17 protein-coding genes are annotated in these 19,673 nt (G+C 36.9%); 6 read left to right on the top strand and 11 right to left on the bottom strand.

From position 1 onward, the window contains the following. Positions 1-148: 148 nt before the first annotated feature. The 7 genes from CNQ82_RS08385 to ezrA all read right to left on the bottom strand — a co-directional run bounded on the left by CNQ82_RS08385 (position 149) and on the right by ezrA (position 8,350). The gene (locus CNQ82_RS08385) at positions 149-1,345 is read right to left on the bottom strand and encodes an acetate kinase (protein ID WP_123144908.1); all 1,197 of its coding nucleotides are present in this window, start codon (positions 1,343-1,345) and stop codon (positions 149-151) included. Between the two features lie 82 nt (positions 1,346-1,427). Then, a complete protein-coding gene (locus CNQ82_RS08390; protein ID WP_123144909.1) occupies positions 1,428-2,375 on the bottom strand; it encodes a class I SAM-dependent methyltransferase in 948 nt (315 codons plus the stop codon). 103 nt (positions 2,376-2,478) lie between these two features. Then, complete coding sequence (gene tpx, locus CNQ82_RS08395) at positions 2,479-2,979, bottom strand: thiol peroxidase (RefSeq protein WP_123144910.1); 501 nt, start codon at positions 2,977-2,979, stop codon at positions 2,479-2,481. A 351-nt stretch (positions 2,980-3,330) separates the two neighbouring features. Continuing rightward, entirely contained in the window at positions 3,331-4,104 is a 774-nt protein-coding gene (locus tag CNQ82_RS08400) for a TSUP family transporter (protein WP_123144911.1), read from the bottom strand. Positions 4,105-4,146: 42 nt separating this feature from the next. Then, positions 4,147-5,370 carry a tRNA uracil 4-sulfurtransferase ThiI gene (gene thiI, locus CNQ82_RS08405; protein WP_123144912.1) on the bottom strand — a complete coding sequence of 408 codons (1,224 nt, stop codon included), beginning with the start codon at positions 5,368-5,370 and terminating at the stop codon, positions 4,147-4,149. Then, positions 5,367-6,506 carry a cysteine desulfurase family protein gene (locus CNQ82_RS08410; RefSeq protein ID WP_123144913.1) on the bottom strand — a complete coding sequence of 380 codons (1,140 nt, stop codon included), beginning with the start codon at positions 6,504-6,506 and terminating at the stop codon, positions 5,367-5,369. The genes thiI and CNQ82_RS08410 overlap by 4 nt, the downstream gene beginning before the upstream one ends. A gap of 143 nt (positions 6,507-6,649) precedes the next feature. After that, complete coding sequence (gene ezrA / locus CNQ82_RS08415; protein ID WP_123144914.1) at positions 6,650-8,350, bottom strand: septation ring formation regulator EzrA; 1,701 nt, start codon at positions 8,348-8,350, stop codon at positions 6,650-6,652. A gap of 183 nt (positions 8,351-8,533) precedes the next feature. Between ezrA and CNQ82_RS08420 the strand changes: the two genes are divergently transcribed. Both CNQ82_RS08420 and rpsD read left to right on the top strand, forming a co-directional pair. Further along, positions 8,534-9,007 carry a GAF domain-containing protein gene (locus CNQ82_RS08420; protein ID WP_095104769.1) on the top strand — a complete coding sequence of 158 codons (474 nt, stop codon included), beginning with the start codon at positions 8,534-8,536 and terminating at the stop codon, positions 9,005-9,007. 248 nt (positions 9,008-9,255) lie between these two features. Then, positions 9,256-9,861, top strand: a complete 606-nt coding sequence (rpsD, locus tag CNQ82_RS08430) for a 30S ribosomal protein S4 (RefSeq protein ID WP_123144915.1) — start codon at positions 9,256-9,258, stop codon at positions 9,859-9,861. A gap of 457 nt (positions 9,862-10,318) precedes the next feature. Here rpsD and CNQ82_RS08435 read toward each other — a convergent pair whose 3' ends face one another. Next, positions 10,319-11,068, bottom strand: a complete 750-nt coding sequence (locus CNQ82_RS08435; protein WP_123144916.1) for a glycerophosphodiester phosphodiesterase — start codon at positions 11,066-11,068, stop codon at positions 10,319-10,321. Between the two features lie 71 nt (positions 11,069-11,139). Between CNQ82_RS08435 and CNQ82_RS08440 the strand changes: the two genes are divergently transcribed. The 3 genes from CNQ82_RS08440 to serA all read left to right on the top strand — a co-directional run bounded on the left by CNQ82_RS08440 (position 11,140) and on the right by serA (position 14,528). Next, positions 11,140-11,580, top strand: coding sequence for an SACOL1771 family peroxiredoxin (locus CNQ82_RS08440; protein WP_123144917.1), 441 nt, complete (start codon positions 11,140-11,142; stop codon positions 11,578-11,580). 205 nt (positions 11,581-11,785) lie between these two features. Further along, entirely contained in the window at positions 11,786-12,943 is a 1,158-nt protein-coding gene (locus CNQ82_RS08445) for a pyridoxal-phosphate-dependent aminotransferase family protein (RefSeq protein WP_123144918.1), read from the top strand. After that, on the top strand, positions 12,936-14,528 hold the full coding sequence (gene serA, locus CNQ82_RS08450) for a phosphoglycerate dehydrogenase (RefSeq protein WP_123144919.1): 1,593 nt from the start codon (positions 12,936-12,938) through the stop codon (positions 14,526-14,528). Before CNQ82_RS08445 ends, serA begins: the two co-directional genes overlap by 8 nt. Positions 14,529-14,794: 266 nt before the next feature. Here the strand turns inward: serA and CNQ82_RS08455 are convergent, their stop codons facing one another. The 3 genes from CNQ82_RS08455 to CNQ82_RS08465 all read right to left on the bottom strand — a co-directional run bounded on the left by CNQ82_RS08455 (position 14,795) and on the right by CNQ82_RS08465 (position 18,268). Then, positions 14,795-15,919 (bottom strand): HAD family hydrolase, encoded by a 1,125-nt coding sequence (locus tag CNQ82_RS08455; RefSeq protein ID WP_123144920.1) that lies wholly within the window; start codon positions 15,917-15,919, stop codon positions 14,795-14,797. Between the two features lie 123 nt (positions 15,920-16,042). Next, positions 16,043-17,527 carry an N-acetylglucosamine-specific PTS transporter subunit IIBC gene (gene nagE / locus CNQ82_RS08460; protein ID WP_123144921.1) on the bottom strand — a complete coding sequence of 495 codons (1,485 nt, stop codon included), beginning with the start codon at positions 17,525-17,527 and terminating at the stop codon, positions 16,043-16,045. 132 nt (positions 17,528-17,659) lie between these two features. Then, entirely contained in the window at positions 17,660-18,268 is a 609-nt protein-coding gene (locus tag CNQ82_RS08465; protein WP_123144922.1) for a lysophospholipid acyltransferase family protein, read from the bottom strand. A gap of 206 nt (positions 18,269-18,474) precedes the next feature. Here CNQ82_RS08465 and CNQ82_RS08470 point away from each other — a divergent pair, with 206 nt between their 5' ends. Continuing rightward, on the top strand, positions 18,475-19,665 hold the full coding sequence (locus CNQ82_RS08470) for a S1C family serine protease (RefSeq protein WP_123144923.1): 1,191 nt from the start codon (positions 18,475-18,477) through the stop codon (positions 19,663-19,665). The last annotated feature ends 8 nt before the right edge of the window (positions 19,666-19,673 follow it).

The following is a 19,673-nucleotide window of genomic DNA, read 5'->3' on the forward strand; positions in this document are numbered from 1 at the left end:
AACCATCTATCATTTAAATGATTACGAGGGGCAGAGACATAATGATGTCTTTGCTCCTCATTTTTTTGCATTAAAAAACAATCCATCTGATAGGAATTGGGACAAATTAAAGTTCCAACCTCTATCAAACGGATTGTTCTTTTTTTAATTATAGACTACCGAATTTAACAGCGTCTCTTGCTATCATGACTTCTTCATTTGTAGGAATTACAATGACTTTTACTGGTGAGTGAGGGTAATTGATAAATCCTTCAGTGCCATGCAACTGAGAATTTTTCTTAGGATCCCAATACACACCCATGAATTCTAATCCTTCTAAAACACGAGCACGTACTTCATCAGAGTTTTCCCCTACTCCTGCAGTAAAGATAACGACATCCACACCATGCATTTTTGCTGCATAAGAACCAATGTATTTATGAATACGTGATGCGAACACATCTAAAGCAAGTTGCGCGCGTGTTTTACCTTCTTCAGCATCTTGTTCTAAATCGCGCAAATCACTTGAAGTACCTGAAATACCAAGTAAACCTGATTCTTTATTTAAGATGTCTAATACTGCTTCAGCACTTTTACCTGTTTTTTCCATGATGTATGGAATTAAGGCTGGATCAATATCACCTGAACGTGTACCCATTGTTACACCTGCTAAAGGTGTGAAGCCCATTGAAGTATCTACTGATTCGCCGCCGTCGATTGCAGCGATTGAAGCACCATTACCGATATGACATGAGATAATACGTAATTCTTCAATCGGTTTGCCGAGAATTTCAGCTGCACGTTGTGATACAAATTTATGACTTGTACCGTGGAAACCATATTTACGAATACCATAGTCTTTATAATAGTGGAACGGTAAGCTGTATAAATAAGCTTGTTCAGGCATAGTTTGATGGAAGGATGTATCGAATACTGCCACATGCGGAATTCCTGGCAATAACTTACGGAACGCACGAATACCCATCAAGTTGGCCGGGTTATGCAATGGCGCAAGTTCTGTTAAAGATTCGATTTGTTTTTCCACATCGTTTGTTACTAATGCTGATTCAGGGAAAAGTTCACCGCCATGTACTACACGGTGGCCTGTTCCATCGATATCATTGATATCACGAATAATGCCTAAATCAATTAAGTTATCTAACATGACATTAACAGCTTGTACGTGGTCATTAATTTCCTTTTCATCCGAAAATTTACGACCGTCGTATTCAACAGTTATCTTTGAGCCTTTAAGACCGATTCTTTCAATTAAGCCTTTACTGACTAATTTTTCTTCAGGCATTTCGATAAGTTGAAATTTCAATGATGAGCTGCCTGCGTTAATCGCTAAAACTAAATTTGACATAAGAGTATGCCTCCAATTTTTCCATTTTCTTTTACCATATCTATTTAACCATTAATACAGTGCAAATACAAGATTGTTACAGTTAAAATTTGTGATGATTTTGTTGCAGCCATTCATTCAATTCACCCATAAATTTTTGGAATTGTTGTGGTGCTTTGAAATCTGGAATATTCGCTAACAACACCTCTACAGAGTGCGTTTCGCCTTGTTCTTTTTTCTGCAGAATTAAAATAGATTTACGAGAATTTTCACTTTTGAATAGTGTTTTCGGTAAGTTAAGGAATGCTTGCATTTCAGTATCTGTAGCAATAAATTTTTCAAGCTGTTTCACTTCATTACCTTCAAAAATATTACTTGGTACTACTAAGAAGGCATAGCCGCTTCCTCTCAACGCTTCCATAGCCTGCTCAATTAAAAGATAATGCGCATAACTGTGTCCTTCTTCAAACCCAAGTTTCATCTCATGACTGCGATCATCTACAGGATAATACCCTACAGGAAGGTCACCGATTACCACATCTGCCTCCTCAAACGGTAAAGGCATAATGGCGTCTTGAGGATAAACATCGAAAGGTATTTCTAAGAAATTAGCGAGATGGACACTTACACGTGAGAGTACAGGATCAACTTCAACCAAGTGATGCATCAATGTCTGATCTTTCAATACTTCATGCACTGTCGCACTCAAATGGCCGCTTCCGCTGGTTAAGTCTACAATATTCAGTTCTTTCTTGCCTTCAGTGAAGCGCTCAACCAAATAACCCAAAATCAACCCAATAGAATCAGGTGTGATTTGATGATTCGCTTGGATTTCTTGCTCTTGCATCAAACTTAAATAAGCAAACTGGAACGCTTTACGTCTATCAGCAAGTGTCGCCTGTTCTAGCAACTCGCGATTATTTTGATAAATTTCCTCCATTGCTAAACCCAGGTTCTCAATAAAACTCTGTCCGTTCTCCTCATTCAAAGCCTTTGTTTTATCATCTAATTCATGAAACAACCGTTCCATGATTGTTTTTTCTTCAGCCATATTATAACCCTTCCTAAAAAGACTGCTCATAATCAATAAGTACTACTAGCACTAATTATGAGCAGTCTGATTTAATATTTATTTATAAGAAATCACTTATATTTTAGTCTAATTCTTTATAAGCTTTTAAAGCTGAATCGAAATCAGGGAAGTCAGTACCTTCACTCACAATTTCAGAATAAACAACTTTGTTATCTTTATCTAACACGAATACTGAACGTGCTAATAATTCTAAGCCTTCCATTAACACGCCGAAGTTTTTACCAAATGAATGTTTTTGATAATCACTTAATAAAACAACATTATCTAAGCCGCTTGCTGCACACCATCTTTTTTGTGCGAAAGGCAAGTCTTCAGAAATAGTCAATACAATGCCGCCTTCTTCAGAAGAAGCCTCTTCGTTGAATTTACGTGTTTGTTTGTCACATACACCTGTATCAATTGAAGGTACTACACTGATTAATTTCTTCTTGCCATCATAATCTTTAAGTGTCACTTCTTCTAAATCGTTGTTCACAACTGTAAAGTCTGGTGCTGTTTGACCTTCTTCTATCGGGTTGCCTGATAATGTAACGGGATCTCCGCCGAATGCAATTTGTACCATAAAATAAACGACCTCCTAAGATATTGTTATTTATTTCTCATACCCTCATTATAACGATATCAATCTTAGAAAACCAACGATTATGGTTTCTCAATTCAGATTTTTCTTGAAAAAGAAAACCTTAGAAAGAAGCTCATCCTTGAAAGCATTTCGTACAGAAATTCTACATAAAAAGGGGAGCGGGAAAGAAATAATTTTGATTAAAATTATTTCGTCTTCCCGCCCCGGCAAGGCTAACTAGAATAGAAAAAGCTTGGAACAAGCGTATTTTCTATTCAGATAGCTACTGCCAATTCAAAGAGAAAAGCTGAAATATTTTAATATCTCAGCCCCACTCCCATCTTCAACAGATTATGACAGCCACTGTTGGACATAATCATAAATATTTTTTAGAATCAATGCACTTGTGACGATTACAAATAGCGCTTTGACATATCCTACGCCTTGTCGTAAAGCAAATTGCGCACCAGCATAGGAGCCAGCAATCATACTTACTGCCATCAATAAACCAATGCCATAATCCACTTTGCCTAGAATCATGAAGAGCATCAGTGCTCCAACATTAGATGCAAAATTTAAAACTTTCGCATTGCCTGCTGCACTTAAAAAGTCAAAACCGACAATTAATAATGTAAATAAGAAGAATGATCCTGTACCGCCGCCTAAAAAGCCATCATAAAAGCCGATACACAACAATACGATTGTAAATATAAAGGCTTTGCCTGGCGAGAGTTTTTGATATGTTCTGATACTGCCCCAGTCTTTACGCATCAATGTATAAATCATTACCACAGTTAAAATCACAATCACTAGCGGTTTTAAAACAGATGCAGGTAAAAACGAGGCCAAACTTGCACCACCTGCTGCTGCTATAAATATAAAGGGAAATAACTTCCCGACAATCTTTAAATCTACTTTCCCAGAACGAATAAATTTTACAGCACTGGTTAAAGAACCAAATGAACTTGCTAATTTATTCGTGCCAAGAGCAACCGCTGGCGGCAGCCCAATAGCTAATAAAGCGGGTGTTGAAATTAATCCCCCGCCGCCTACAACCGAATCTATGAAAGCAGCGAGAAATCCAAATACTATAATAATGATAATTAATGTTAGGTCCCATTCCATGTTGAACTATCCCCTTTGTCTGAATGATGTTAGTTCATTAGCTTAGAATAAATCTTGCATTAATGTTTCAGTATCTTTATCCTTTTGACTTTGATAATTTTTATTAATTTCAATTGTTTCTACATTATCTACTGCACGTTGAATCATTTCACTGAAATCGAAGACCCCTTCATATTTCTCTACTTTTTCGAAATCAGGTTCTGTAACGGGATTCTTAGGTGTAAATATTGTGCAGCAATCTTCAAATGGTTGAATGGAAGTTTCAAATGTTCCATATTCTTTCGCTTTAATAACAATATCTTCTTTGTCGAGTGTGAGCAGCGGACGTAAAACAGGTGTCGTCGTCACATGATTGATTGCATACATGCTCTTCAATGTTTGACTCGCTACTTGTCCTAAATTTTCACCATTCACAATCGCATCCGCTCCGATTTGGTGTACAACTTTATCTGCAATGCGCATCATCATTCGACGAGTAGAAGTCATAGTATAACGCTCATGCACCACTTTATTGATTTGTTTTTGTACTTCTGTAAACGGTACAACATGCAATTTAATCGGACCGACATGTTCAGCTAGAATACGTGTTAATTCAATGACCTTTTCTTTCGCTTTTTCACTTGTAAAAGGCGGACTATGAAAATGAATGGCTTCAATTGTAACGCCGCGACGCATAATCTCCATTCCTGCTACTGGTGAATCAATACCGCCAGAGAGCATCAATAATGTTTTGCCGCCTGTACCAACTGGCAAACCGCCTGCCCCTTCAATCACACGATCATAAATATAAATCGCATCTAAACGAACTTCTGTTTTGATAATGTGGTCTGGCTGGCGTACATTTACATGAACTTGGGGATTATGTTCTAAAACTGCTCCCCCTAAAATACGTTGTAACTGATACGTATCATATGGAAATTGTTTATCTGAACGTTTGACATCAATTTTGAATGAATCACCTTCTGCATAAGCTTCAGCAAAATCACTCGCTTGTGCTTTAGCCACTTCTAAATCTTTTTCTATTTTCATCACAGGACTGATAGATTTAACGCCGAATACCTTACTGATTCGACGCATCATTTCTTCGATATCCGCTTCAGGTGTTACTTCAATATACATTCTGTCTCTATTTGCTTTAACTGTATAACCTTGCAATGGCACTAACGCTTGTTTTACATTTGAGCGTAATTTATTCACGAACATTTTTCGGTTCGCACCTTTAAGCGTCAACTCGCCATATCTTACTAATATATGATCGTACATCATGGTTTTAACAACTCCTTCATTTCCTCATAAACTTTTTCAAAAGCGGTTTTGAATCCTTGGATATCCGCTTCACTGGTCAAAGCTCCCATAGAAATACGAATACTGCCTTCAATTTGTGATTCTGATACTCCCATCGAGAGCAACACTTCATTTAAGTGGCCTCGTTTAGATGAGCATGCACTCGTAGTAGAAAGCATTACATTTTGTTTGGAAAATGCATTCACTAGTACCTCGCCTTTCACCCCGTCAAATCCGACATTCAAGATGTGAGGCGCGCTATTTTCAGGTGAATTGATTTTCACTCCTCTGAAAGCATGCAGAAAAGTACGCAATTCGTTATTATATTGGTGTAAACGTGAATTGAGCGTATCACGTTGTTGTACTGCTTGCTTTAAAGCTTTCACGATAGCAATATCAATAGGCAGATTTACTGTTCCGCTTCTTAATCCATATTCTTGCCCTCCGCCATGAATAACGGGTTCCAGATTATGAATATTGCGTGCTAACAATAAACCTTGTCCCTTTAATCCATTAAATTTATGACCGCTGAAACTCATACTGTCTACACGATTAAATGTTAATGGAACTTTACCAATAGCTTGAACTGCATCTACATGAAAATGCGCTTTAGGATAATCATTCAGTATCTTGGCAATGTCGGCAATCGGTTGCTCTTGTCCTGTTATATTATTGACTTGCATACATGTTACCAAGCCTACATTGCTAGACATTAAAGCTTTCAAATGTTCTAAATCAATTTTCCCCTCTTGCGTAACATTGACGTATTTTAATTTGAAACCTTCTTCTTCTAAATGGCGCATGACTTCTAATACAGAAGCATGTTCGATAACGGAAACAATAATTTCATCCGCGAAAGGTTTTCTATTATAAGCCGCTCCTTTCAACGCCATATTATTGGATTCAGTTGCGCCACTCGTAAAGATAATATCGTAACGATTTTCTAGTCCTAAAATACGATCGATTTGCACTTTCGCTTGTTGTAATAATTGTTCTGCTTGCAATCCCGCTTGGTGCGGACTATTGGGATTAAAATATAAATCTTGATTGACTTTCACAAAAGTATCTAATACGTCTTGTGCAGGTTTAGTTGTTGCTGCATTATCTAAATAAATCACTTATAAGTCACTTCCACTAATATTAATTCTCTTTCTACTCCGGTTCGCTTCCAATTTTTATATTTTACCATATCTCGACAATTTCTCAATACGCAAAAATCCCTGGAAGCTTGGCATAGCCTCCAGGGATTTATATTAAACTGCTATTGATTTTGAGAAATTACTTCATCTTCAATTCGTTGTGAGATACCAGGGTCTACTGAATCTAAAGCTTGTTCAGCAATTTCAATTGCGCGTTTGTAACGGTTGTTCTTGAATAAGCGTTCCGCTTCATTCAGACTCTTATCAATGCTGCTGTCATCTTTACGGTAGCGGTTGCCGTATTGGATTAATTTTTCAGCAAGCACAGCATTTACAAGGACATCTGTTGCTTCATTTTCAAAATTATTCATATGAAGTACTACTTTCGTCACTTTATCTTTCAAATGTTTGACATTGATAGGGCGTTCACTGAATTGACTGTTAATTTCTCGCACTTCATGGTCGATTTCATTCTTCATAATAATGAAACGTTCAGGTACGCTTGTTAAGTTTGAAGCAAGTAATCGGCGATAAATTTCTTCTTTCTTAGATTGGACACGTAGAATGTTATCTTCTGCCTCAGCTTCATCTTCACGTAACTGTATTAAGTGATTTTGAAGTTTTTCTTGCTTTTCATTAATAACTTGAACGTGCTCTTCAATATAAGCTAAATTATCTTGAACTTCACTATAACGTACAGCTGATTTCGCCATTTCTTTCAAGATATCATCATATACAGCAATTAAATTTTGAATTTCGTTCTCAAATTGACGTACATTTTGAATATCTGTTTCATTAATATAGTAATTTTCACGCACATATTCAATTTCAGTTTGTAGTGTATAATTCATTTCTTTCGCTTTGAATAAATCACTTGTGATGACTTCTTTCGTTTCATCCACTTGGTTCTTAGCTTTGACTTCATGTTCAATTAAATCATACATTTCATCAAGCTGTTCATTAATATTAATCAATTTGTTATTTGCTTCTTCTAACTCTAAGCGACTAATCATCGGTTCTACAAAACTTAACTCAGTTTTTAGCGTTTGTAATGTACTATCGATTTTCACATGGTCCAAGTCGTACCCTTCAACTTTTAAGTCGCGGCAACCATATTTTAAATCTTGGAACTGACCAGGCAATTCTTTTTGCGCTTCTCGAATTAAGTCAGGGATTTCTTCCATATCTTTCTTCAAATAATTCATATCTTCATTTAAAGTTGCGATATGTTCGTGAGCTTGACGATAGTCCCCGTTCTCTTTCAGCTCTGTATATTTGATTAATTCAGGCTCAAAAGATTCGATTTCTTTTTCTAATGGAGCAGCTGCTTCACCAAATTGATGACGGTTTGCAAGAACATCGCGTTTCATTTCGCGGTAGTTATTCTTGCTCTCCTCATAAAGTCGATCACTATCTTTATGTAAGGCAAGAATATTGTCAACTTCTTCAGAAAGTTTACTATGTTGCAACTCGTAGCGATCCATTAATGCATTCGCATCGTCAAGTTCCGTTTGGGCCACTGAAAATTTAAACTTATCAAAGTTTTCTTCAGCATTATGAATTTTTTCCTCAACCGGGCTTAAATTTTCATTAAAATTAGTTAATGATTCGCGCTTTAAGCGGTCGTGTTCTTGTTGTGTTTCCCCTTTAAGATTCAAATCGTCCAACTCTTTCAAACGATCATCTAAAGTTAGTTTTTCAACCTCTATCTTGCGCTCTTCCGTTTGCTCAACCACTTGACGTTTTGAAGAACGGAGATAGAACATGATACCGACAACTATCAAAGCTATGATGATAATTGCTAAAATGATATACAGTGCCATTGTTTTCTCCTCCTATTTAATCACTTCTTATTATAGCGTAATTTTGGGTGTCATTAAAATAAAAATCTTAACTTTCTTATAACAATCTGCTAACATTTCAGCGAAACAAGCGATTTGAATTGAAATACTTTAAGAAATCATATTATAATATGGAAAATCTTAGATAGAAAAGAGGTCTTTTGAATGCCGCAAATTACTACTAATTATCATTCGCTTCAGCAGCAACTAGAAGGATTGAATGCGGAAGAAAAATATTTAATTACCTTATTGAGCAATACATCTGCATTATTAAATGACAATATTCCAGAAATTAATTGGTTAGGATTTTATTTAATAGAAGATAACCAACTTATCTTAGGCCCTTTTCAAGGACGTCCGGCTTGCACTCCAATTCAACTTGGCAAAGGCGTTTGCGGAACTTCAGCTGAAAAAGATATTACACAGCGTATCGATGATGTGCATGCATTCCCTGGTCATATTGCTTGTGATGCACGTAGTCAATCTGAACTCGTAATTCCAATGCATCGCGATGGCAAAGTAATCGGACTCTTAGATATTGATGCTCCTATTAAAAATCGCTTTTCGAAAGAAGATCAAGAAGGATTAGAAGCGATTATGGCAGTTTTAGAAAAACAAATTGCTAAAACAGTGAAATAACTCACTTGTTACTACTATTTTCAATTAATGTATTGACTTTATGAGCTTAAATGGGTACAATACTCTTTGTGTGAATTAACGAAAGTAGCAGTTGTATATTATTAGGCGCTATGTTGTTCCCAATGCGGACGTGCCGTGTAACCGTAGCTATGAGGCGAGGACACATAAAACAACATATCTTAATAAGCATACAACACTCTTTTTTGTTTTTTCATAACAACTAAAAAAACAAAAGGAGGAGTCTTATTATGGCTCGATTCAGAGGTTCAAACTGGAAAAAATCTCGTCGTTTAGGTATCTCTTTAAGCGGTACTGGTAAAGAATTAGAAAAACGTCCTTACGCACCAGGACAACATGGTCCAAACCAAAGAAAAAAATTATCAGAATATGGAATTCAATTACGTGAAAAACAAAAATTACGTTACTTGTATGGAATTACTGAAAGACAATTCCACAATACTTTCATCGAAGCTGGTAAACAATCTGGTGTGCACGGTGAAAACTTCATGCGCTTATTAGCTAGACGTTTAGACGCAGTAGTATATGCTTTAGGTTTAGCACGTACTCGTCGTCAAGCTCGTCAATTAGTAAGTCATGGTCACATCGAAGTAGATGGCGGACGTGTAAACATCCCTTCTTATACTTTAAAACCAGGCCAAGTTGTGTCAGTTAGAGAAAAATCTCAAAAACTAGACATTATTCAAGAATCAGTTGAAATTAACAACTACGTTCCTGAATACTTAGACTTTGACGAAGATAAATTATCAGGTACTTTCGTTCGCATTCCTGAACGCAGCGAATTACCAGCTGAAATCAACGAACAACTTATCGTTGAGTACTACTCAGGTAAATAATAAGTAGTGAATTGATAAGTAGTATAAAGTGTTATAAAGTACCGATTTGACGGGCTTTATAGCACTTTTTCTTTACCATTAAAAATAGTGAAATAACACTTATTAATACTTAATAAACCATAAAAGTGTCGGAACTTTTATCGGAAGCTTTTTCGAACTGGGAGAATAGAGGATGAATAAAAAATGTATAAATAATGAATAAACTGCCTACCCTATTTTTTAGAGTAAGCGGTCTTTTTTCTGCTTTGTATTTATTATTTCTTTTTTCTTTTCACAATTTGATAAATTGCTACTCCTACGATTACTACAATCCAACTTGCTAATTCTTTCTTGTCTTTAATTTTGATATTAATTTCCATATCGATGTATTGAGGAAAGAAATCTAGGATTAGTACTTGATGTCTCTCACTCTTCCTCCATTTATTTTGATAATTTAATTATACAATAATTGATCTGTTCAGTCTAAATCAAAATAATAATTCGGCCCATCGGTAATAATTCCGTCGACCCCTAAGTCTATGAGTTTTTTGATTTCATCAATATCATTCACAGTATATGGCAACACTTGCAATCCATGCAGATGTGCTCTCTCTACAAATTTTCGATTCACAAGTTGATAATTAGGGTTCACGTATTGGCAATATTTTGCAATTTTATTGAAATTCGGCATGCGCATTAAGTATTTCTTTTTGCTTAAAAGCAATCCTCGTTCATAGTTTTGTGTGATTTCCGCAATTTTTTGCATGCTCTTTTCATCAAATGACTGTATAATCACGCGCTCTGGATACAAGCGATATTCCTTTAATTCTCTTATTAATATTTCCTCGATATTAGGATATTGACTAGGCTTTTTAATTTCAATCAATAAAGTAATATCATACGCTTGAACCAGTTTTACCACTTCTCCGAAAGTCATGATATGAGTGCCTTCGAACGTACTATCTTTCCATGAACCGAAATCATAGCTTTTCAATTCATCTAAGGTATAATCTTTTACATAACCTGATCCATTAGAAGTGCGATCAATTTTATCGTCATGGATGACCACTAATTCTTGGTCTTTGGTTAAATGCACATCAATTTCCAACATATCTACAGATGCATTTAATGCAGCTTTATAAGCTAAGAGTGTATTTTCAGGATAATCTATATTAAAACCGCGATGTGCGATTATTTTTAATTCTTCATCAGTTTTAATTTTTTGCATGCTTGCTCATCCTTTTCATAGAGTATACTTTAAAATCAATTTATCATAGTTATTTGGGAGGTCAAAGAAAAATGCCGAATCATGATTTTATTGTTGCCACACAATGGAGTGGCGGACGCGACGAAGTGGGACGCGTGACCGGAGATGTCATTAATGAAGCAATTTCCATTCCTGCCTCATTAGGCGGTCAAGGAACAGGAACTAATCCTGACGAAATGCTCGTGGCTGCGGCTTCTTCATGCTACATTATATCTTTAGCTGCGGCTTTAGAACGCGCACGTTTCACATCTATTTCTATTAACCAACAATCTATAGGCACTGCTTCTTTAGAAAATGGAAAGTTTAAAATGGAACGTATTACACATCAACCACAAATTTCTGTAAGTAGTTCCGAAAAAGCACAACTAGAAAAACGCCTCGACTCATTGTTAAAAATTGCAGATAACAATTGTATGATTTCAAATTCTATACGGGGAAATGTTGAAATTAAAATTGAACCGACTGTATTGTAACTTTTTAGGGAGTGGGATGGTTGTCATTCCATCCCCTTTTTACTTCTTCCCTCTCTCTGAATCTTTCTTTTTACAAAAGAAAACGATTTCATCTTATAAGTGTGTTATTTTGTCGTAAATCTTCTATATTTACACTGAAATTCGCTTCCTTATTTTCAGAATATTTGATAAAATGAAACAATCTTGTTGTTAGGGGGAAATCTTTATGTATCATCATCCATTGTTATTAACACCGGGACCGACTCCGATTCCGGAACGCATTCAACGTGTCATTAATGAACCTATGATCGGACATCGTACTAAAGCATTCGAAGCAGTTGCTGAAAAGGCTTATAAAGGGTTGAAGCCTGTTTTCGGTTCGAAAAATGATGTCTTGATTTTTACTTCAAGTGGTACGAGTGCGTTAGAGGCAAGTATGGTAAATCTTCTTAATGCGGATGACCATGTTGCTGTTATTGTATCAGGTGCTTTCGGTAATCGTTTTAAGCAAATTGCTGAAACTTACTTTAATCATGTTCACGTCTTTGAAGTCGCTTGGGGCGAAGCGGTTGATGTTGCAGCGTTTATAGATTTTTTAAACGACTTACCTGCTGCCGTTACTGCTGTTTATACGCAGTATTGTGAAACTTCTACAACGGTGGTCCACCCTATCCATGATTTAGGGGAAGCTTTACATCAACATTATCCTGACACTTATTTTGCAGTAGATGGTGTGAGTTGTGTGGGCGCGGTTGACGTCAATTTAGAACGTGATCATATCGATGTCTTGGTTGCTGGTAGTCAAAAAGCAATGATGTTGCCGCCTGGTCTAGCTTTTGCAGCCTATTCAGACAGAGCGGGTAAACGTTTTGCAGAAGTTAAAACGCCGAGATTTTATTTGGATTTAAATAAGTATATTGCTTCTGCTGAGAAAAACTCAACACCATTTACGCCGAATGTCAGCTTCTATAAAGCTGCCGCTGCTTACGCAGAGCTGGTTGAAGATGAGGGCTTCAACAATATAATTGAGCGCCACTATATCATTAGAGATGGACTTCGTGCTGCATTGAACGCATTGGATTTACCGCTTCTTGTAGACGATGAATATGCTTCACCTACTGTTACGGCATTTGTTCCTCCTACTGCCGAGGAAGTCTTAGCAATTAAAAATGCTTTATTAGATCGTTTTAATATTACAATTGCAGGTGGACAAGGTAAATTAAAAGGAAAGATTTTGCGTATCGGTCATTTGGGCATGATTGATACTGCTGATATCTTACAGTGTGTGAGTGCTTTAGAGGTTATCCTCTCAGAATTACGTAATGAATCTTATATTGGTAAAGGTACAAAAGCTTATTTAGAGGTGGTTAAAGAATATGTATAAAATCTTAGTCTCAGATCCTATTGCTGAAGAAGGATTACAAACATTATTAGATGATGAGCAATTCGAGGTAGATATTGATACTGGATTATCTCCAGAAGCTTTAATTGGAAAAATCAAAGATTACGATGGGTTAATTGTTAGAAGCCAAACGCAAGTGACAGATGATGTCATTGAAGCTGCTGATAATTTAAAAATTATTGCACGTGCTGGTGTCGGTGTCGATAATATTAATAGAGACGCAGCAACTAAACGCGGTATATTAGTTATTAATGCACCGGATGGCAACACGATTTCTGCCACTGAGCATTCAATGGCAATGATATTAGCAATGGCGCGCCAAATTCCTACTGCGCATCAATCGCTTAAAGAAGGAAAATGGAATCGTTCTGAATTTAAAGGAACAGAACTTTATCACAAAACTTTAGGTATTATCGGAACAGGACGCATTGGGCTCGGTGTAGCAAAACGTGCTAAGAGTTTCGGTATGAAAATCATCGCCTTTGACCCCTATTTAACTGCTGAAAAAGCAAAAGAATTAGATATCGAGCGTGCAAGTGTCGATGAAATTGCGCAACAAGCTGATTTTGTAACTGTTCATACACCACTTACTGCTAAAACTAAAGGTATGGTCGGCAAAGAATTTTTCGAACAAGCAAAGCCGCAATTACAAATTATTAACGTAGCACGTGGCGGTATTATTGATGAAGATGCCTTAGTAGATGCTTTAGACCGCAATTTAATCACTAGAGCGGCGATTGATGTATTTACACATGAACCGGCTACTGATTCGCCTTTAACTAAGCATGACAAAGTTATTGTGACACCTCACTTGGGTGCTTCAACAGTAGAAGCACAAGAGAAAGTGGCTGTGTCAGTCGCAAATGAAATTGCGGAATTCTTCCATACTGGTAACGTCCGTCATGCAGTAAATGCACCAAAAATGATTTTCGGAGAAGAAGACGCCGAATTAAAAGATTACCTTGATTTGTGTGACATGGCCGGCAAAGTAGCGATTCAATTACTTGGGAAAGCACCGCGTGAACTCAAAATTAAATTCAGCGGTGAGTTGGTAAAAGAGGATACGAATATACTTACGCGCACTATTGCCAAAGGAGTATTATCACAAGATTTAGGAGAACGTGTCAATCTAGTCAATGCTTTATTCTTATTAAATGAGCAGAACGTAGTATATAACGTAGAAAAAGATGCGAAATCTCGCTCTTTCAACAATTATATTGAATTAACGATGGTGAATCGAGATCAAGTCGTTACTGTCGGAGCAACCGTATTAAATGGTTACGGTCCTCGTATCGTAAGAATTAATGATTATCCTGTTGATTTCAAACCTGCAAAATATCAGTTGGTTATCAATCATACAGACCGTCCAGGTATTGTAGGTAGAACCGGTCAAATCTTAGGAGAATATGATATCAATATTGCTTCTATGCATTTAGGACGTGCTGAAGAAGGTGGCGACGCTATGATGATTATCTCCGTTGACCATACGGTATCTGAAGATATCATAAAAGCGCTTTTCCAAATTGAAGGCTTTAAATCTATTCAGTTTGTAGATTTAAGTAAATGAGTAATTGGGAGCGGGACAGAAATAATTTTTAATTAAAATTATTTCGTCTTCCCGCCCCGGCAAAGCTAACTAGAATAGAGAGCAGAACAGAAATAACATTGGTTAAAATTATTTCGTCGTTCTGCCTCGGCACAGCTAACTAGAATAGAAAAAAGCTTGGAACAAGCGCATTTTCTATTCAGATAGCTACTGCTAATATAGATAAAGAGAGTTAGAACAAAGCAATGTTCTAACTCTCTTCGCTATTTCTCACTTATATCTCTCAATCACTTTAATAATATTTTACGTATATCTAATACATTATTCACGATATAGTCTGCATGATGTGCTTCTAATTCGCTTTTTGCCACTTTACCTTTCAACCCGGTTAATGTTCCTATGAAGGTAGCTCCTGTTACATCGGCACTGAATAAATCTGCTAGAGAATCGCCGACGATATAAATTTCTTCTGATGAAAAAATATGGTCTTGATTCTCAGCATATTCTTGATAGTGCGACGCATCATTGCCATTATAAGCGGTTATATAACTGAATGGATTGGGCTTCCCTAAAGGTTTCAATTGTGGAAATTGTTCTTCGGCTTTCAACACTTCAGAAGCCGTGGCAATATGATGTTCATCAAAATATATGGCTAGCCCTTTATCTTCAAAAGGTACCAGTGTTTCGGTTCTTGGACGTCCTGTAGCAATGGCAAGTTGGTAGCCTGCTGCCTTTAAATCTTTGAGCAGTTTTTGAATTTGCTCAACCGGTGCTAGTTCTTCTTCTTGATAAATATACCCTGTCTTAAAATCACTGCGCGGTGATTTATCTTCTACTTTACGATATAAACGACATCCTAAATACCATTCTTGATAAACCTCTTGTGCGATTTCCCATAAAGGACTACGTATTTCAAATAATTCGGTATGTGTTGTATCCAATTCTTGTTCAGCATATTTTCTTAAATCGCGATAAATTTGTGATTTCCCCGCTTCTGCATTTTCCATAAAATAAAGCGGTTTGATAAAATCTAAATTTCTGTCGCTCACCAATGCACCTAATTCTTGTAGTGTCACATCTGTAAAAGGATGAGCTGTTAAAAATGAAGTTCTTTCTTCTGGTGTTACTTGTTTCAATAATTCTATTAAATGGATAGAAAGTGTGATAAAGAGCATATCCCAATTCGAATTTAACCCTCTAGATTTCATAGCATTTAATATTCTATCTTGATCAAATACTACTTGGCGAATTAAAGTAATTTCACTGTCTGTTATTTTATTGAAATGAACCGTCGGCATTAACTTCAAAAATTGATTACTCATCAACATTTCATATACGGTTAATGCTGAGACATCGAAACAGCGTTCTTCGCTTAAAAATACACCATCCACATCAAATAATACTGCTTTCATAATTTACGCACCTACTTCAGAAAATTCAGATTAATGAGTATCATTATACAAATGAATGCTTAAATAAGCAATAGAGCGAAGCAAACCTTTAGAAAAGATTTATACTTCGCTCTAGTATTTCATTTAATGTTGTTCTAATTGCTGTTCTACTTCATCTGCTACTTGTTGTACTTGTGTGCCTATAATGACTTGAACATTATGTTGTCCGCTTGTCGTTACGCCTACTGCACCTGCTTGAGTGATTTTGTTTTTATCTAATTTATGGACATCTTCTACTTCTAAGCGTAATCTTGTCGCACAGTTGGTCAACGATGTGATATTTTCTTTTCCACCGAGACCGTCAATAATTTGAGCAGACATGCTCTCATATTTACGTGGCTCTCTCTGAAGGTTTTCCTTTTCCATAGAAGAAGTTGAAGCGGTTTCTACTACAGGATCACCAATTTCGTCTTCTCCTCGCCCGGGTGTATTTAAGTTGAAGATTTGAATGACTGCTCGGAACACGACGTAGTAAATGATAAAGAAGACGACGCCTTGGACCATGAGCATCATCGGATGGTTGGCCACTGGATTTAAGAGTGACAATACAAAGTCGATGAGGCCGGCACTGAATGCAAAGCCTGCTGTCCAATGGAAGATTGCGGCTATCATGAGCGATAAACCGGTAAGTAATGCGTGAATGACGAAGAGCATGGGTGCTACAAACATGAATGCAAATTCAATAGGTTCGGTCACGCCGACAAAGAAGGCTGAAATGGAACCGGCGAGCATTAATCCTGCTACGCGTTTCTTCTGAGTTGTCTTAGCTGTATGGTACATTGCTAGGGCTGCAGCTGGAATACCAAACATCATGACTGGGAAGAAGCCAGCCATATAGCGGCCTGTTATGCCTTTAACTGCTCCATGTCCGGTTTGGAATTTAGCCACGTCGTCAATTCCTGCAAGGTTGAACCAAAATACGGAGTTCAATGCATGATGCAATCCTGTTGGAATGAGCAACCGGTTAAAGAAGCCGTATAAGAAGGCGCCGAATGGTCCGAAATTAATAATCCATTTCCCGAATGCCACAATAGCATCATACACGAACGGCCAGACGAAAAAGAAAATGATAGCCAATATAGATGAGAAGAGTGCTGTCATAATCGGTACTAAGCGCTTTCCGCTGAAAAAGGACAGTGCGGTGGGTAATTCAGTGCTGCTGAACTTATTATAAGAATAAGCGGCAATTAAACCGACGATCAGTCCTACAAAGACATTTTGTCCATTCATAGCGGTAAATGCCTCATTGAGACTACTTTCTTTGATGTGGAGCACTTCTGTAAGCTTTTCTGGAGAAAGTACACCAGTTACGACAAAGAAACCGACTACAGCTGCCAAGGTGACAGCCCCATCATTTTTCTTGGCCATGCCGAGTGCTACCCCTATGGCAAAAAGAATACCAAGATTCTCCATAATCACAATTCCGCAATTGAAAATAAATTGTCCTATAATGGAATTCGCTTGGAAGGCTTTGATAGCATTACCAATTCCAATCAGTATGGCTGCTGCGGGCAAAACTGCAACTGGCAACATGAGTGAGCGTCCTAAACGCTGTAAAAAGTTATACATCTGCTTCACCTTATTTCTATTTATTTTAGTATGTAAGCGCTTAATTAAAAACTTGAAAAAAGACGCCTTTCGTGATGTTTATCAATATTGATTTTATTCAACACCGAGAAAAGACGCCGTCTGAAATATATTTTATTTCAATTGATTCAGTTCTTGCTGTAATGCACGTGTACGCTTTGTGACTTCTTGCGTAATATAGTCTACTTTTTCATTACGTTTCTTTAAATGGTCCGGCAAATTAGCAGTATCAATCGGTTCTCCGAATTTGATGTGCGCTTTGCCTGTAACTAATCCCATAATTTTATCTGGACCGACATAAGCTGCGGGCACAATCGGCACTTTTGCTAACATCGCAATCGTTGCTGCACCACGTTTCAATGGTGTTTCTTCGGTAGTTCTGTGACCAGCTGGGAACATACCGATTGTTTTATTCTTTTTCAATAAATTAACCGGTGTTTTAATCGTACTTGGGCCTGGATTTTCACGATCAACCGGAAAGGCGTTCAGTGATTTTAAAAAGCTGCCGAATAATTTATTATTAAAAAGTTCTTTTTTAGCCATGTAATGAATTTGATTTGGATAAAGAGCCATTCCTAGCATAATAACCTCATTATAGCTTTCGTGATTACATGTTACGACATAACGATGTAATTGCGGTACATTTTCTTTGCCATAGACGTTGAGTGATTTACACTTTTTGACTAATATCCAATACAGAATGCTGCTGATAAATTTATACATTTTGTCACCTACTATATTGAATGTTTACTACTCAAATTTTATCATTATGCTTTCATGACAACAAGTTAATTCGCAAGCCTTTCTTTTCTTTTTTACTTAAATTAAAGAATAAAATGACATCATATTAATGAAATATTATCAAATTACTAGAATTTAATGCCAAATCATTAGATAATATCATTAAGAAAATTAAATGGAGGTTTAAAATGACAGATTACGACAATCAAAATGGTCAGTACAGACCCTCACCAAGAAACAGATTTCCTTGGTTCCGTGTTGTTTTAATTGCCTTACTCTCAGGTATTATCGGAGCGCTTTTAGTGTTAGGTGCGGTTAAACTCGGCGGAATGTTAACCAATCATGCGAATCAAGGTGCACAAGTGAATGAATCTAAGCAAACTAAAGGTGGAAATGTGCTTGATGGAAAAAGTGATAAATATAAAACAGTTAATCAAATGTTGAATGATGTCTCGCCCACTATTGTAGGTGTCATAAATATGCAAAAGGCTCAAAGCTTAGAAGATTTCTTTAACGGCAGTGCTGGGAAGTCTCAAGAAGCGGGTATCGGTTCTGGAGTAATTTACCAGAAATCCGGACAAGGCGCATATATTGTAACTAATAACCACGTAGTCGATGGTGCGAGTGAAATTAAAGTCCAATTACATGATTCTAAGCAAGTGAAAGCCAGATTAATCGGTAAAGATGCTTTAACTGATATTGCAGTACTTAAAATTGATAACGCACCCGGTACTAAAGCAATCAACTTTGCTGACTCTTCAAAAGTTAAAACTGGTGACAGTGTTTTCGCAATTGGTAACCCTCTAGGATTAGAATTTGCGAACACCGTAACTTCTGGTATCATCTCAGCTAATGAACGTACAATTGATACGGAGACTTCTGAAGGTTCAAATAAAGTGAACGTGCTTCAAACAGATGCAGCAATCAACCCAGGTAACTCTGGAGGTGCTTTAGTCAATATTAATGGTGATTTAGTGGGTATCAACTCAATGAAAATTTCCAGCGATCAAGTTGAAGGAATTGGCTTTGCCATTCCTAGTAACGAAGTGAAACTCACAATAGAACAACTTGTCAAACACGGCAAAGTTGACCGCCCTTCTATTGGCGTAGGGTTAATAAATTTAAGCGATATTCCTGAACGCTATAAAGACGATTTGCACACTGACCGTACTGAAGGCGTTTATGTCGCGAAAGTCTCACACCAAGATGAAATTAAGAAAGGCGATATAATCATTAAAGCTGATGGGAAAGCCATCAAAGATGATGCATCGTTACGTTCATATCTGTATGCAAATAAAAAACCAGGAGAATCTATGAAGATTACCGTACTCCGTGATGGTAAAGAAAAAGAAGTCACTGTAACATTAGGTAAAAAATAACGAGCAGA

The organism is Staphylococcus debuckii (assembly GCF_003718735.1).
In the GTDB taxonomy this organism is placed as follows: domain Bacteria; phylum Bacillota; class Bacilli; order Staphylococcales; family Staphylococcaceae; genus Staphylococcus; species Staphylococcus debuckii.